Source organism: Ensifer oleiphilus, assembly GCF_013371465.1.
GTDB classification, from domain to species: domain Bacteria; phylum Pseudomonadota; class Alphaproteobacteria; order Rhizobiales; family Rhizobiaceae; genus Ensifer; species Ensifer oleiphilus.
The window spans coordinates 59,394-72,966 of record NZ_JABWDU010000013.1; the positions used below are offsets into that span (position 1 = coordinate 59,394).

Genomic DNA, 13,573 nt, shown 5'->3' on the forward strand with positions numbered 1-13,573 from the left:
CCGCGGCGCCGAAAGCGGCTCGCATTGGCGGTATCCGGGTTTGGCCTGTTGGGGGTAAGCAGATGACATCGAACGAGACTCAGCCCGGCGCAGGCGATGCCGCGGCTGGAGGCAAGGACAAGCGGATGGTTGATCTTCCGAGCGTGCGGCGGCTTGAGGCAGTCGGTTTTCGCGCCTGGCCGGCAGCATCGGTCCACTATGACGGCAGCTGGCTGATCCGGCTGAATGCCGGCCACGATTCCAAGCGTCTCAATTCTGTCAACCCGCTCGATCCCTCGGATTACCGCGACATCCCGGTCCGGCTGGAAAAGGCCGCCAGGCGCTTTGCCGATTACGGGCGGCCGCTGACCGTGCGCCAGACGCCGTTGACGCCGCCGCAACTGATCGCCCACATGGACGGCGAAGGCTGGACTGCCTTTTCCCACAGCACCGTGATGATGGCTGACATCGCCGAGCGTGACTTCGGCGAAGGTATCGACCATCTGCCGATCAAGGATGTCGGCCGCTTCGTCGATGCGCGCATCCGCATCGGCAAGGACGACCCGAAAACCAAGGCCGCACTTGCCGAGATCATCAACGCCATCAAGCCGGAAAGCGGTCTGTTCCTGTTTGAGGATGTGGAGAGCGGCCCCACGGCGGTATCGCTGGTCGTCCAGGACAACGACCTTGCCGGCATCATGCTGTTTGCCGTCGACGAGCACTTCCGCCGGCAGGGGCTGGGCAAGGCCATGCTCGACGTGTCGCTGCGCTGGGCCCGCCTGCGCGGCGCCAAGAAGGCCTGGCTGCAGGTCGAGGCAGACAACGAGGCAGCGCTGGCGCTTTATCGCAGTGCGGGCTTTTCGGACGTCTACAACTATCTCTACCGTACGCCGAAGGCCTGACGCATGGGTGCCACCGGAAAGAAGATCGTTCTCGTCGCCGCCTGCGCATTGGTCGATTCCGACGGTCGCATCCTGCTGGCGCAGCGCCCTGAAGGCAAGTCTCTGGCCGGCCTCTGGGAGTTTCCCGGTGGCAAGGTCGAGCCCGGCGAGACGCCGGAGGAAACGCTGATCCGGGAACTGGATGAAGAGCTCGGCATCCAGACCAAGGTCGCCTGCCTTGCGCCGCTGACCTTCGCCAGCCACACCTATGACGATTTCCACCTGCTGATGCCGCTCTATGTCTGCCGTCGCTATGAAGGTGTGGCGATCGGGCGGGAAGGCCAGGCGATCAAATGGGTGCGTTCCAAGGCCCTGCGCGACTATCCGATGCCTCCTGCCGACGAGCCGCTCATCCCATTTCTGATGGATTTGCTCTGAACCTACCCAAAAACCGGCCGATTATTAATCGATCGTTTATCTCCCTCCCGCAAAGATAGCTGCAATTCAGTTTCGATACGTGGCGTTCAGCGAACGGCGTATCGGTTTCGGGCAATGTGGCAGGACGAAGCTTGGGAAGGATGCTCCCGTTCGCCGCATCTTATGCGTTTGTGAGGCTGGGATGGTTGACGACGATTTCTGGAGGACGGTTCAGGAGAAGGACATGGTGACGAGCCAGTCCCGCCGGACAGGTGTGCTCAATCTGTCGCTGCTGTTTGGAACAGCCGTGATTGCGCTGACCCTTATCCTGACACCGATGCTGTCTTCGAAGGCGGACAAGCGAATGCTCGCGAACACGCCGATGGACTACGACAATATTTCGACCGGCTCTATTCCCTCTAACGGCACCACCAAGCGCTACACTGTGCGCCGCAGTGTGCTGCAGGAAATGCCGGGCGCTGTCTGCATCATCGATGCCGACGGCAGCAAAAGTGGCTGCTGATCTGGGCGGCGCGTCGGACTGGTTCCTTGCGTGTCTGCCGGTCGGGAGGCGAGTTCCAACCGGGCTGGGTACCTATGAACACGTTGAAGCGCCTTATTCGCGATAGAAGCGCGGCCACCGCGATCGAGTACGGTCTGCTCGCAGCGATCGTTTCCGTCAGCCTGCTTCTCGGGATGGAGCAGATACAGACAGCTCTTACGGCCATCCTCGAACTGCTGACGACGACATTCCAGAACGCCATGAGCTGACGATGGTCGGCCGGACGCTTTAGACCGGTCGTTCCTTCGTCCCGAGCGCCTCCGACAGTCGCTGCTTGGCCGAGCCCGGTTTCAGCGGTTTCTGCTGGCTTTCGTGCGGCGCCCAGCCTGAGAGATAGACGACCGAGAAGGTCGCACGGATGCGACCGTCCGGGTCGGAAAAGCGCTCGGCGTAGATTTCCGCGGCCCGCAGGAAGAAGCGTCGGGAAACGGGTGTCCGGCTGCGGGCTGCCAGCGGGCTGGTCATGCCCATCGCTCGCAGGTCTCTTATGAGCGCGAAGAGAGAATCGTAACGCACCGTATAGGTTTCCGCGTCTGCCACCGGCAGGGCAAAGCCCGCCCGCTGCAGCAATGCGCCCATGTCGCGAACGTCGGCAAAGGGAATGACGCGTGGACTTGCGCCACCGGTCAGCTCGGCTTCTGCCGCAAGCAGCGCCTCGCGCAATTCGTTCAGCGTTCCATTGCCGGGGATCGCCGCCAGGAACAATCCGTCGGGCTTCAGTGCCCGGCGCGCCTGGATGAAGGCGCCGGGCGTGTCGTTGGTCAGGTGGAGAGAAAGGGGAGAGACGAGAAGATTGAGCGTCTCGGGCTCTGCGGGCACGCGCTCGAGCGGCGAAATCGCAACCGGCATGGCAGCCGTGCCGAAACCGGGGTCCGTTTCCACCCGCTCGACCGTTCCGACCTTGCCGGTTTCCAGCAGGCGCAGTGCGGTTGCGCCGGTGTAGCCGTGCAATTCCATCGCCTTGTCGAACTGGCGCTCGACCACGCTGACACGGTCGGCCAGTTCCTGTGCGACGATATCGAGGAGGAAGGCTGCCTTTGGGTCGGCATTGTTGAGTGCCCGGCGGCGGTGCGCCTCGACGAGGCTCTGGTCAAAGATGATTTCCACGGTACTGTGCTCCGGCAGCATGATGGCCTCCCCGGATCGGAACCGATTCACAAAGAGAAATCATGCCGAAATTCAAAGTGCTGCGGCGACATCAGCGCATCCGAAATGGCGCGCAGCGCTGCAGCGTGTTCCAGCGACCTGCAAAGAAACCCACACGACGGTAAAGTCAACCATATGAACCGGGAAGAGCGGCAATTTGGAGTGGCGGGTGGCCTCGCCTTTCTGCGACAGGTCGGCAACGATGTCGTCGACCTCGTCTATCCTCCCGTCTGTTGCGGTTGTGGCCGGCTGATGGGGCGCCATCGGGCCGTCTGTGCACCCTGCTGGTCGACGCTTCAGCTTATCGAGCGGCCCTATTGCGAGATCCTCGGCCTGCCGTTTGCCCATGATCATGGGGAGGGGACGGTATCACCCGAGGCGATCGCCGATCCGCCGGTCTTCGACCGTCTGCGCTCCGTTGCCATCCACGACGGCATCGCACGCGATCTCGTGCACGGATTGAAGTATCGTGACCGGACCGATCTCGCGCCCATGATGGCGGAATGGATGGTCCGGGCGAGCGACGGCGCGGTCGCCTCCGCCGATGCCATCATCCCGGTGCCACTGCATGCCTTCCGGCTTTGGGGGCGCAAATACAACCAGGCAGCAGAGCTTGCCCGCGCCGTGGCAGCGCTGTCAGGACGCCTCTATCTGCCGTCCACGCTTCGCCGCATCAGGCGCACGACCAAGCAGGTCGGGCTTGGCGCCAAAGCACGCGTGGACAATGTTCGCGGCGCCTTTGCCGTTGCCGAAAGCGGCAAGCGAGGTCTCATCGGAAAACGCATCGTGCTCGTGGACGACGTATATACGACTGGCGCCACCGTCTCGGCCGCGGCCCGCGCGCTGAAGCGGGCAGGGGCCGGACACGTCACGGTTTTAACCTTTGCAAGAGCCATGTCCGATCTTATATGACGAATGAAAGTCCGGCGTCGTTGCCGGTGAAGGAGCGGTTAGAAAACATGGTTTCGGTCGTTATTTATACGCGTCAGTTCTGCGGCTATTGCTCGGCTGCCAAAAAGCTTCTGGAGACCAAGGGCGTCTCGTTCCTCGAACACGATGCGACTTACGATCCGCAGGTGCGCCAGAAGATGATCGAGAAATCGCACGGCGGGACCACATTCCCGCAGATCTTCATCAACGACATCCATGTCGGCGGTTGCGACGATCTGCACGCGCTGGAGCGGGCCGGAAAACTCGACGAGATGCTGGCCGCCTAGACCTTTCCCGCTTTGGATGGAGCGACAGAAACGCTCCATTGCCGTACTTCAAGAATTCCCTGATGGAAAGCCGGTACGGACTTTCCCGGGAATGCTCGCAGGAGCCCGATTGTAATGACCTTCAAGGCTGCCGCCATCCAGATGTGTTCCGGTGTCGATCCGGCAAGAAATGTCGAGACGATGGCGCGGTTGGTGCGCGAGGCGGCAGGTCATGGCGCGACCTATGTCCAGACGCCGGAAATGACCGGGGCTCTGCAGCGCGACCGCGCCGGCCTGCGGGCCGTGCTCAAGGACGAGGCGAGCGATATCATCGTGCGCGAAGCGGCAAAGCTTGCGGGCGAGCTTGGAATTCATCTGCATGTCGGCTCGACCGCCATCGCCCTTGCCGACGGCAAGATCGCCAATCGCGGCTTCCTGTTCGGCCCGGATGGCGACAAGATCTGCGACTACGACAAGATCCACATGTTCGACGTCGATCTCGACAATGGCGAGAGCTGGCGCGAGAGCGCCGCCTACACGCCGGGCGCGACGGCGCGCCTGGCCGATCTCGATTTCGGCAAGCTCGGTTTTGCCATCTGCTACGACGTCCGCTTTCCCGAGCTGTTCCGCCAGCAGGCAGTTGCTGGCGCCGAAGTCATGTCCGTGCCGGCGGCCTTCACCCGCCAGACCGGCGAAGCGCACTGGGAGATCCTGCTGCGCGCCCGCGCCATCGAGAACGGTTTCTTCGTTATCGCGGCTGCACAGGGCGGCGTGCATGAGGACGGGCGTGAGACCTTCGGCCATTCGATGATCGTCGACCCCTGGGGCAAGGTGCTTGCCGCTGCCGGTGCTGCCGGCGAAGGGATCGTGCTCGCGGATATCGACGTTGCAGCCGTGCATGCGGCCCGCGCCAAGATCCCGAACCTCCGGAATGCCCGCAGCTTTGCGCTGGATCACGTCCTGCCGACCGGCAAGGGAGGCGTTGCCGCTTGATCCGCTATACGCTTTCCTGCGATCAGGGCCACGCTTTCGAAGGCTGGTTCTCGTCGAGCGACGACTTCGACGGCCAGATGGAGCGCAAGCTCGTTTCCTGCCCCATGTGCAATTCCACGTCCGTTGCCAAGCAACTGATGGCCCCTTCGGTGGCGACCGCCCGAAAGAAGGAAGCGACGCGGGCGCTGGTCATGGATCAGGCGCAGAAGGAAACCGTCGCCAAGATCCGCGAACTCGTCAAAACGGTGCGCGAAAATGCCGAGGATGTCGGCGACCGTTTTCCCGAAGAGGCCCGCAAGATCCACTATGGCGAGACGGACGAACGCGGTCTTATCGGCAAGGCGACTGTCGAAGAGGCCGTCGCGCTTCTCGAAGAGGGCATCGCGATCGCGCCACTCCCCGTGTTGCCCGACGACGTCAACTAAAGGGCGGGGCGGGGCGGGGTGCCTCCTCACGTCAGCCGTCTCTCTGGTCGTTACACAAATTCGGAAACGCTCTTTAAAAACAGGTTCTTGGTTCCCATTTGCAGTCTTTGCAATGAGGGATTTTGACAGCAATGCAGCTTTCCACCCTTCGGCTTTCCACCGACCGCCTGACGATCCGGCATTTTGCGCCCGACGATTTCGACGGGTTTCATGCCTATCATCGGTTGCCGGAGGTTTATCGCTATCTTTATGCCGATCCGCTGGATGAGGATGGCGCACGCACCAAGTTTGCGAAGGCGAGCGACCCGCGTCTCGATGAGGATGGGGATGTCGCGGTCTTTGCCGTCGAACGGCAAGAGGATGGTGCGCTGATCGGCGAGGTCCTGTTGAAACTCGCCAGCAAGGCGGCGCGGCAGGCGGAAACCGGCTATATCTTCAACCCGGCATTTGCCGGCAAGGGCTATGCGACAGAAGCGATGCGGGCTGCGCTCGAACTCGGCTTCTCGAAACTGAATTTCCATCGGATCTTTGCTCGCCTCGATCCGCTCAATGCCGGCTCTGTTGGCGTCGTCGAGCGTCTCGGCATGCGCCGCGAGGCGCATCTGATCCAGAACGACCTGTTCAACGGTCAATGGGGTGATGAATACATCTACGCCCTGCTGCGGCACGAATGGCAGGCGCTGCCGAAGGCCTCCTGAGGCAACTACGGTTCAAATTGCAAAGCCCTCCGGCGAAAGACATCGCCGCAGGGCTTTTTTTATGTTCAGCCCAGACCTCTGGAGTTCGACGACCTGGCGGTCAAAGAGGCCGCTTGGCGACGATCATGTAGTTGACGTCCATGTCTTTCGACAGATTCCATTGGTTGGACAGTGGATTGAAGAACACGCCGGTGCGCTCGGTGACTTCGAGGCCGCTTGCCACAAGCGGCTTTTCCAGTTCCTCGGGGCGCACCAGCTTTTCGTATTGATGGGTCCCGCGCGGCAGCCAGCGCAGGACGTTTTCGGCAGCGAAGATCGCAAGTGCCGCCGCCTTCATCGTGCGGTTGATTGTGGCGACGAACATCAGGCCACCGGGGCGAACCATATGGGCGCAGGTGGTCATGAAGAAGTCGACGTCGGCAACATGTTCGACCACTTCCATGTTGAGCACGATGTCGAAGCTTTCGCCCGCTTCGGCAAGCGCTTCGGCCGTTACGGCACGGTAATCGACCGCAACGCCGCTGCCGGCCGCATGGGTCTTGGCAATGCCGATGTTCTTTTCGGAAGCGTCGGCGCCGACGACATCGGCGCCCATGCGGGCCATCGGCTCCGACAGCAGCCCGCCGCCGCAGCCGATATCGAGCAGGCGCAAGCCTTTTAGCGGCTGCGGGCTCTTCGGATCGCGACCGAAATGCTCGGCAACCCGGTCGCGGATGTAGGTGAGGCGCACCGGATTGAACTTGTGCAGCGGCCGGAACTTTCCCGTCGGATCCCACCATTCGGCGGCCATGGCCGAAAAGCGGTCTACCTCGCTCTGGTCGATCGTCGTGCGCGCTGTCTCGCTCATGCTGCCGTCTCCTTCATTCTGCCTGATGAAGTCGGACGATCGGGCAGGGATGTCAAGAGGCGGGCCATGACCACAACAGCGCATCCAAGGCGGCTGCCGCAGGTTCGGCTAATGGCACGCCAGCCGAGCGACGTTCGGTCAAACATCCGGCTGCGGCTGGTAGTGCAGGATGACGACACCGGACTTGAGCGCCCGCGTATGGGTGAGTTTCAGAGTGGTGCGCTTCGGCACGGGTTTGAAGAGCGGAACGCCGCTGCCAAGCAACACCGGGTTGATGCCGAGGCGATATTCATCGACGAGGCCCTTTTCCACCAGTACCGCCGCAAAATCCGCGCTGCCGAAGATGAAGATGCTACCGCCGTCGAGCGCTTTCAGTCGCTCGACTTCGGCAACCGCATCGCCGGCAACGAGGGTGGTGTTGTGCCAGTCAGCACGCGTCAGCGACCGGGAGAAGACGTATTTCTCGGCGCCGTTCATGTAGGTGGCGATATCGCCCTCCGCTTCTGGCCAATAGGACGCCATCATCTCATAGGTCACCCGGCCGAAGAGCAGCGTATCGCCTTCGCGCTGGGTCTCGTCGATATAGCCCGCAAGTTCGTCCTCGAAGACGAACCAGCTGATGTCATGGCCGGGCGCCTCGAAGAAGCCGTCGACACTGACCATGTCCCACATGATGACCTTGCGCATGCTCGTCTCTCCCATTTTTGCTGGCCGGCCGGTCGCGACCTTCCGCACTGACGAAAAGATGATCTCGAAACTGATTGCAAAACGCAAGTAGTTTTATCTCGATGGCGAATGTGATGCCGGTCTACTAGCTGCGCTTGGCCTGTGCCGGTCCGCCAGGGATGCGGCCAACAATAGGGTCAGGAAAAAAATGATCGCCGTCGCGAATCCTTTCGCTGTATCGCCGCCTCTTATCGACGCAGGCAAATCGAGAAACTTGAAAGGACAACGGAATGGCATTCTATCGCAAGAATATCGGTACAGCCCAGGGCATCGGCAGACTTACCCTTGGGATCTTGGCGGCAGCCGCCTCGATTCAATTGCTGGATACGGAGTTAGCAATAGCGGGAGCGGCGTTGGGCGTGAGTTTTGCGCTCACTGGCATTGTTGGCTATTGCCCAATGTGCGCAATGGCAGGCATTGGCAAGAAACGCGGCGGATAAAGTGACAGGCAAACGACTATCGCAGACGGTTTTCGAAGAGGCGCGGCTCGGCAACCGTCAAGCGATCATTCGGCTGATCGAAGTGACACAACCGGATGTTCGTCGGTATGCCCGATCGCGCTGCCGTGCCAGCGACGAGGACGATGCAACGCAGGAGGTGCTTTGGCAACTCTTTCGCCGTGTCAGTGCGATCCGCTCACTGGCCGCCTTGCCCAGCTGGCTCTTCACGGTCGTCATGCGCGAATGCCTGCGGCTCGCGCGCAAGGGCCGCTCGTCGATTTCAGTCCCTGTCGAGGACAAGGAGGCCCAGGCCGCGCTTGTCGCGCGACCCGAGTTGGACTTGCGTCTCGATCTGGCGGCGGCGATCGAGGCGCTACCTGGTCATTACCGCGATGTCGTGCTGCTCAGCGATATGCAGGAGCTGACCGTTGGCGAGGTCGCGCTCCGTCTTGGGGTGACCCAGCAGGCGGTCAAGGCGCGGCTTCACCGGGCACGTGCGCTCATGCGCAAACAGCTGTCAGGCTGATGCTTGTCGCCGACGTGCTCGTCGCTGCGCGACAGATCTAGCAACCTATCGTTGAGCGGCCACGAGAAGGATCATCGGCCGCTCCATCTCTTCGGCAAGATCAGGATTGGAATCGATCTGTGCCGCCGTCGGGTGCCATTCCTCGACGTGTCGGATGGCAAAGCCGCCACGCATCAAGGCGTTGAGCGTGGTGCCGATGGTGCGATGATATTTGACCACCCCCTTGGCCAGCCAATCCGTGGTGCGGCGGCCTTCGACGGAATAGTGGTCCACCGGCCAGCGTTTCTGACCGTCTTCTCCAACCTGCCAGCCAGGGTTCAGCGATGCCATGTAGATCGGGTGCTCGATGGTGAAGACCAGGTGCGACCCGGGCTTGAGCGCATCGTGGATCGCCCGGACCAGCCGGTCGAAATCCTCGACATAGTGAAACGCGAGCGAGCTGTAGGCGACGTCGAAGGCGCCGTTTTCAAGTGTCAGTTGGTCGAGATCGGCGATGCCGTATTCGATTGCTGGATCGACCGTATCGCGCCGTGCGCGGGCGATCATGTTTTCCGACAGGTCGAGCCCGAGGACGCGGGCCGCCCCCTGCTCGCCGGCATAGCGTGAAAACCAGCCGAAGCCACAGCCGAGATCGACCACGCGCTTGCCCTTCAGGTCTGGCAGGGCGGCGCGGATCGCCGGCCACTCTGCCGCGCCGTCGAGGCCGTGCACGGATCGGCCGAGCTGGCTGTAGCCTTCGAAAAATTCCGGTTTGTCGTAGATATTCTGTGCCATTTCATTCTCCATCAAAAATGCCGATGGACGGCGCACCCGTCAAAAGAAGAACCCCGTCCGTTTCCGGCGAGGCTGCAGGTGCGCGAACGCTCTTTCGTCAGCGTGCTCTATCGCCCCCGCATCCCGCCTGTTGGGATGCCGGCCGAACGCGCAACGATATGGACGTCATGTTCGCACATGGGTCGGATATCGCCCGATCGCATCTCCCAGTCAAGGGTCACATCGGTGCAAAGAGCTTGGCGTCGGAGAGGGTTGTCAATCGAGATGTTCCATCGGATATAACGCTGTGCCATAGTCGCGCCGAACCATCGTCCGCACCTCCATCCAGAGGCTTCACCATGATCAGATATCTTGGCTGCGCCGTCGGCGCCCTTCTCGCCCTCATGCCGCTTGCGATCGAGGCAAAACCCTTCACCGATGCGGCCGGGCGCACGGTCGAGCTTCCCGATCATATCGGCAAGGTGCTGGCGGCCGGTCCGCCGGCATCGGTGCTGATCTACGCCATCGCGCCGGAAAAACTGGCCGGTTGGGTACGCGAGCCGAAGGAGGACGAAAAGCCCTACCTGATGGAGGCGGTGCGCGGTCTGCCGACCTATGGCCGACTGACCGGCAAGGGCGGGACGGCGAACATCGAGGCGGTGCTTGCGGCCAAGCCGGATGTCATCATCGACGTCGGCACGGTGGATGCGACCTATGCCTCGCTTGCCGACAAGGTGCAGAGCCAGACCGGAATTCCCTATGTGCTGATCGACGGTTCCTTCGGCAAAAGTGCGGAGACCCTGCGCAGCCTCGGCGTGATGCTCGGCGCTGAAGAGCGGGCTGGCAAGCTCGCAGACTATGCCGACGAGACGCTGAGTGAGCTTGGCGCGACCATGGCGGCGGTGCCAGCCGACAAGCGTCCGCGAGTCTATTATGGACGGGGTCCGGATGGCCTGGAGACCGGCCTTGCCGGATCGATCAATCTTGAAATTCTTGAGGCCGCCGGCGCCGTCAATGTGGCCGCCTCTTCCGGAAAAGGCAGTCTCACCCAGGTTTCGCCAGAACAGGTGCTCGCTTGGAACCCGGAAGTGATCATTGCCGCGAGCCGCAAGTTCGCCTCGGCGGTTGCAGCAGATCCCGTGTGGAGCAAGGTGCAGGCTGTCGAAAAGGGGCAGGTGTTTATACCACCGTCGCTGCCGTTCGGCTGGTTCGATTCGCCACCCGGCATCAACCGGCTGATCGGTATCCGCTGGCTGGAGGCACTGCTTTACGGTGACATCTACAAGGGTGACCTGAAAGCCGAGGCGCGCGAATTCTACAAGCTCTTCTACCAGGTGGATCTTGATGATGCGGAACTCGCGACCCTGCTCAAGGGTGCCCTGCCGGAAGCGCAATGACAAAGCGAATGGTTCTGAGGCGGGGATGGGTCGGGCCGGGATGGCTGCTTGCGATCGTCGGCTTGGTGTCGCTTGCTGCTCTCTCGATGACCGTCGGCAAGTTCGACGCCGGGCTGTCGGATCTGCTTGGCCAGATCCGGGCATTGCTCAGCGGTGCGCCGGCGGATGAGACGGTGGCAACGGTGTTCTGGAACATCCGCCTGCCGCGCGTGCTCGCTGGGCTTGCCGTCGGCGCGGCCCTTGCAGCGGCCGGTGCCATCTATCAGGGCCTGTTTCGCAACCCGCTGGTCTCGCCGGATATTCTCGGGGTCTCCGCGGGCGCCAGTTTTGGCGCAGTGGTCGGCATCTTCCTGTCGCTGCCGGTCGGCGTCATCCAGTTCATGAGTTTTGCCGGCGGGCTGATTGCCGTGCTCTCGGTCTATGCGGTTGCGGCAGCGATCCGCAACCGCGATCCGATACTCGTCCTCGTGCTGGCGGGCATAGCGGTCGGGGCGCTTGTCGGTGCCGGCATATCGCTGATCAAGATCCTCGCCGATCCCTATGATCAGTTGCCGGCAATCACCTATTGGCTGCTCGGCAGCCTCGCCTCGGTGACATCTGGCGATATCGTTTCCATCCTGCCGGCGCTTGTCATCGGCATCATCCCGCTCTTTCTCCTGCGCTGGCGAATGAATGTCATGACGCTTGGCGAAGAAGAGGCGAGATCGCTCGGCATCGATACCGGCCGGTTGCGCGTGGTGCTGGTGCTTGCGGCAACGCTGATCACCGCTGCTTCCGTCTCGATCACCGGCATCATCGGCTGGATCGGTCTCGTCATCCCCCATGTGGCGCGGCTGCTCGTCGGCCCGGATTTCGTCCGGCTCTTGCCGGTGTCGATGGCCCTCGGTGCCGCCTATTTGCTTGTTGCCGATATGCTGGCGCGCAGCATTGCGCTGATCGAAGTGCCGCTCGGCATCCTCACAGCGACGGTTGGCGCACCGTTCTTCCTCTGGCTGCTCGCGTCAGGGCGAAAGGGCTGGCAATGAGGCTCGAGATCGATCGGATCGCCTTCGGCTATGGCAGTCGCCTCGTCGGGCAGGACATCAGCTTCACGCTCGAGGAAAACGAAGTGCTGGTGCTGTTCGGCCCGAACGGCGTGGGCAAGACGACACTGTTCAAGAGCCTTCTCGGTCTCGTTCCGCTGAGGGCGGGCTCGATCCGGCTGGATGGCCAGCCAATCGGCTCTTGGTCCGGCCGCGAGCGGGCATCGCGCATCGCCTATGTGCCGCAGGCGCATGCGGCGCTATTTCCTTTCACGGTGGAAGATCTGGTGTTGATGGGCCGGGCGCCGCATGTCGGCATGTTTGCAACCCCCGGCCGGCGTGACCGCGACATCACCGCCGCCACTCTGGAGCGGCTCGGCATCGGCCATCTGGCAGGCCGCGCCTATACCGAGATCAGTGGCGGGGAACGCCAGATCGCGCTGATCGCCCGAGCGCTGGCGCAGGAACCGTCGATCCTGGTGATGGACGAACCGACGGCGAGCCTCGACTACGGCCACCAGATGCGGGTGCTCGACCGGGTGCGCGAGCTTGCCGGCGAGGGCGTTTCGATCGTTCTGTCCACGCACAATCCCGACCACGCCTTTCAGGTGGCCGACCGGGTGGCTCTGGTGTTCCAATCGAGGCTCGCGGCACTCGGACTACCCGAAGCCGTGCTGACGGCAGAAGCGCTGAAGCAGCTCTATGACATCGATGTGGTGATCGGCATGCTTGCGGGCAGCAACGCCCGCCTCTGCGCACCACGAAACAAGACCTGACGGAAGGAATGCGAATGGTTCGGGAAAATGAAATCCGAGAAAACGAAGTCTCGATCACGCCGCCCGAGGCAACCGATGCCGGCCTGACCTTCATCGGTCGCATTTCGACGCCATGGGTTTCAAGGCTCGGCTGCCCCCGCCAAGGACGCCATGATGGGCCGATCTGCCGGATCGAGATCTTTGCGCCCTGGGTCGAGGCGCTGAAGGGCGTCGAGCGCTTCGAGCGGCTGGAGATCCTCTATTGGCTCGACCGGTCCCGCCGCGATCTCGTCTTGCAAAGTCCGGCCAACAATGGCGAAACCCACGGCACATTTGCGCTGCGTTCGCCGGTGCGGCCGAACCCGATCGGTACCTCGATCGTCCAGCTGGAAGCGGTCGAAGGCAGTGTGCTCTTGGTGCGCGGGCTCGATTGCCTCGACGGCACGCCGCTCATCGACCTCAAGCCCGACCGCACGCTGTTCAAGCCGATCGCGCCGCCGCAGCCGGGCGACTTCGAGACCGGCGACAATGGCACCGCCCATTACTGCAAGAAGGTATGAACGCTTAGTCGATCGCGACCATCACGTCGGACGCCTTGATGACGGCATGGGCGTCGCCGCCGACCTTGAGGCCGAGTTCATCGACCGCCTCGTTGGTGATCGAGGCCGTGACGATGGCCCCGCCGCCGAGATCGATGCGCACATGCGCGGCCGTTACCGCTTTGACGAGATCGACGACCTTGCCCTTGAAACGATTGCGTGCGCGGATTGTCACTCGGGTCGGCGAAGGCGCGCCCGTCAAATGGCGGCG

The 13,573-nt window shown here is 62.3% G+C and carries 20 protein-coding genes; 15 read left to right on the forward strand and 5 right to left on the reverse strand.

Going from position 1 to position 13,573, the window contains the following annotated elements:
* Positions 1-62: 62 nt before the first annotated feature.
* From HT585_RS30130 to HT585_RS30145, 4 genes are all read left to right on the forward strand, one after another.
* Positions 63-881 (forward strand): GNAT family N-acetyltransferase, encoded by an 819-nt coding sequence (locus tag HT585_RS30130; protein ID WP_176356459.1) that lies wholly within the window; start codon positions 63-65, stop codon positions 879-881.
* A gap of 3 nt (positions 882-884) precedes the next feature.
* Positions 885-1,298: an 8-oxo-dGTP diphosphatase MutT gene (gene mutT, locus HT585_RS30135; RefSeq protein WP_176356460.1), complete on the forward strand. Its 414-nt coding sequence runs from the start codon at positions 885-887 to the stop codon at positions 1,296-1,298.
* A 181-nt stretch (positions 1,299-1,479) separates the two neighbouring features.
* Complete coding sequence (locus tag HT585_RS30140; protein WP_077500981.1) at positions 1,480-1,800, forward strand: hypothetical protein; 321 nt, start codon at positions 1,480-1,482, stop codon at positions 1,798-1,800.
* 74 nt (positions 1,801-1,874) lie between these two features.
* Positions 1,875-2,048: a Flp family type IVb pilin gene (locus HT585_RS30145; RefSeq protein WP_176356461.1), complete on the forward strand. Its 174-nt coding sequence runs from the start codon at positions 1,875-1,877 to the stop codon at positions 2,046-2,048.
* Between the two features lie 19 nt (positions 2,049-2,067).
* On the opposite strand, the gene HT585_RS30150 is transcribed toward HT585_RS30145, so the two are convergent.
* Positions 2,068-2,946: a methyltransferase domain-containing protein gene (locus HT585_RS30150; RefSeq protein ID WP_176356489.1), complete on the reverse strand. Its 879-nt coding sequence runs from the start codon at positions 2,944-2,946 to the stop codon at positions 2,068-2,070.
* Positions 2,947-3,051: 105 nt separating this feature from the next.
* On the opposite strand from HT585_RS30150, the gene HT585_RS30155 reads away from it, so the two are divergent.
* The 5 genes from HT585_RS30155 to HT585_RS30175 all read left to right on the forward strand — a co-directional run bounded on the left by HT585_RS30155 (position 3,052) and on the right by HT585_RS30175 (position 6,297).
* Complete coding sequence (locus HT585_RS30155; protein ID WP_425513798.1) at positions 3,052-3,897, forward strand: ComF family protein; 846 nt, start codon at positions 3,052-3,054, stop codon at positions 3,895-3,897.
* Between the two features lie 47 nt (positions 3,898-3,944).
* A complete protein-coding gene (gene grxC, locus HT585_RS30160) occupies positions 3,945-4,202 on the forward strand; it encodes a glutaredoxin 3 (protein WP_176356463.1) in 258 nt (85 codons plus the stop codon).
* 114 nt (positions 4,203-4,316) lie between these two features.
* Positions 4,317-5,174, forward strand: a complete 858-nt coding sequence (locus HT585_RS30165) for a carbon-nitrogen hydrolase family protein (RefSeq protein ID WP_176356464.1) — start codon at positions 4,317-4,319, stop codon at positions 5,172-5,174.
* Complete coding sequence (locus tag HT585_RS30170; RefSeq protein ID WP_176356465.1) at positions 5,171-5,599, forward strand: DUF1178 family protein; 429 nt, start codon at positions 5,171-5,173, stop codon at positions 5,597-5,599. The genes HT585_RS30165 and HT585_RS30170 overlap by 4 nt, the downstream gene beginning before the upstream one ends.
* A gap of 131 nt (positions 5,600-5,730) precedes the next feature.
* A complete protein-coding gene (locus HT585_RS30175) occupies positions 5,731-6,297 on the forward strand; it encodes a GNAT family N-acetyltransferase (RefSeq protein WP_176356466.1) in 567 nt (188 codons plus the stop codon).
* Between the two features lie 100 nt (positions 6,298-6,397).
* On the opposite strand, the gene ubiG is transcribed toward HT585_RS30175, so the two are convergent.
* A complete protein-coding gene (gene ubiG, locus HT585_RS30180) occupies positions 6,398-7,144 on the reverse strand; it encodes a bifunctional 2-polyprenyl-6-hydroxyphenol methylase/3-demethylubiquinol 3-O-methyltransferase UbiG (RefSeq protein WP_176356467.1) in 747 nt (248 codons plus the stop codon).
* A gap of 138 nt (positions 7,145-7,282) precedes the next feature.
* Complete coding sequence (locus HT585_RS30185) at positions 7,283-7,831, reverse strand: dihydrofolate reductase family protein (protein ID WP_176356468.1); 549 nt, start codon at positions 7,829-7,831, stop codon at positions 7,283-7,285.
* A 269-nt stretch (positions 7,832-8,100) separates the two neighbouring features.
* Between HT585_RS30185 and HT585_RS30190 the strand changes: the two genes are divergently transcribed.
* Complete coding sequence (locus HT585_RS30190; protein WP_176356469.1) at positions 8,101-8,310, forward strand: YgaP family membrane protein; 210 nt, start codon at positions 8,101-8,103, stop codon at positions 8,308-8,310.
* Between the two features lies 1 nt (position 8,311).
* Entirely contained in the window at positions 8,312-8,836 is a 525-nt protein-coding gene (locus HT585_RS30195; RefSeq protein WP_176356470.1) for a sigma-70 family RNA polymerase sigma factor, read from the forward strand.
* Positions 8,837-8,881: 45 nt separating this feature from the next.
* Here the strand turns inward: HT585_RS30195 and HT585_RS30200 are convergent, their stop codons facing one another.
* A complete protein-coding gene (locus HT585_RS30200; RefSeq protein WP_176356471.1) occupies positions 8,882-9,610 on the reverse strand; it encodes a class I SAM-dependent methyltransferase in 729 nt (242 codons plus the stop codon).
* Positions 9,611-9,948: 338 nt separating this feature from the next.
* Here HT585_RS30200 and HT585_RS30205 point away from each other — a divergent pair, with 338 nt between their 5' ends.
* The 4 genes from HT585_RS30205 to tsaA are packed head-to-tail and all read left to right on the forward strand — an operon-like array spanning position 9,949 to position 13,323.
* A complete protein-coding gene (locus HT585_RS30205; protein ID WP_176356472.1) occupies positions 9,949-10,986 on the forward strand; it encodes an iron ABC transporter substrate-binding protein in 1,038 nt (345 codons plus the stop codon).
* A complete protein-coding gene (locus tag HT585_RS30210; RefSeq protein ID WP_176356473.1) occupies positions 10,983-12,011 on the forward strand; it encodes a FecCD family ABC transporter permease in 1,029 nt (342 codons plus the stop codon). The genes HT585_RS30205 and HT585_RS30210 overlap by 4 nt, the downstream gene beginning before the upstream one ends.
* Positions 12,008-12,784 (forward strand): ABC transporter ATP-binding protein, encoded by a 777-nt coding sequence (locus tag HT585_RS30215; RefSeq protein ID WP_176356474.1) that lies wholly within the window; start codon positions 12,008-12,010, stop codon positions 12,782-12,784. Before HT585_RS30210 ends, HT585_RS30215 begins: the two co-directional genes overlap by 4 nt.
* 14 nt (positions 12,785-12,798) lie before the next feature.
* Positions 12,799-13,323 carry a tRNA (N6-threonylcarbamoyladenosine(37)-N6)-methyltransferase TrmO gene (tsaA, locus tag HT585_RS30220; RefSeq protein ID WP_176356475.1) on the forward strand — a complete coding sequence of 175 codons (525 nt, stop codon included), beginning with the start codon at positions 12,799-12,801 and terminating at the stop codon, positions 13,321-13,323.
* A gap of 4 nt (positions 13,324-13,327) precedes the next feature.
* Here tsaA and HT585_RS30225 read toward each other — a convergent pair whose 3' ends face one another.
* Complete coding sequence (locus HT585_RS30225) at positions 13,328-13,537, reverse strand: TOBE domain-containing protein (protein WP_176356476.1); 210 nt, start codon at positions 13,535-13,537, stop codon at positions 13,328-13,330.
* Positions 13,538-13,573 lie beyond the last annotated feature (36 nt).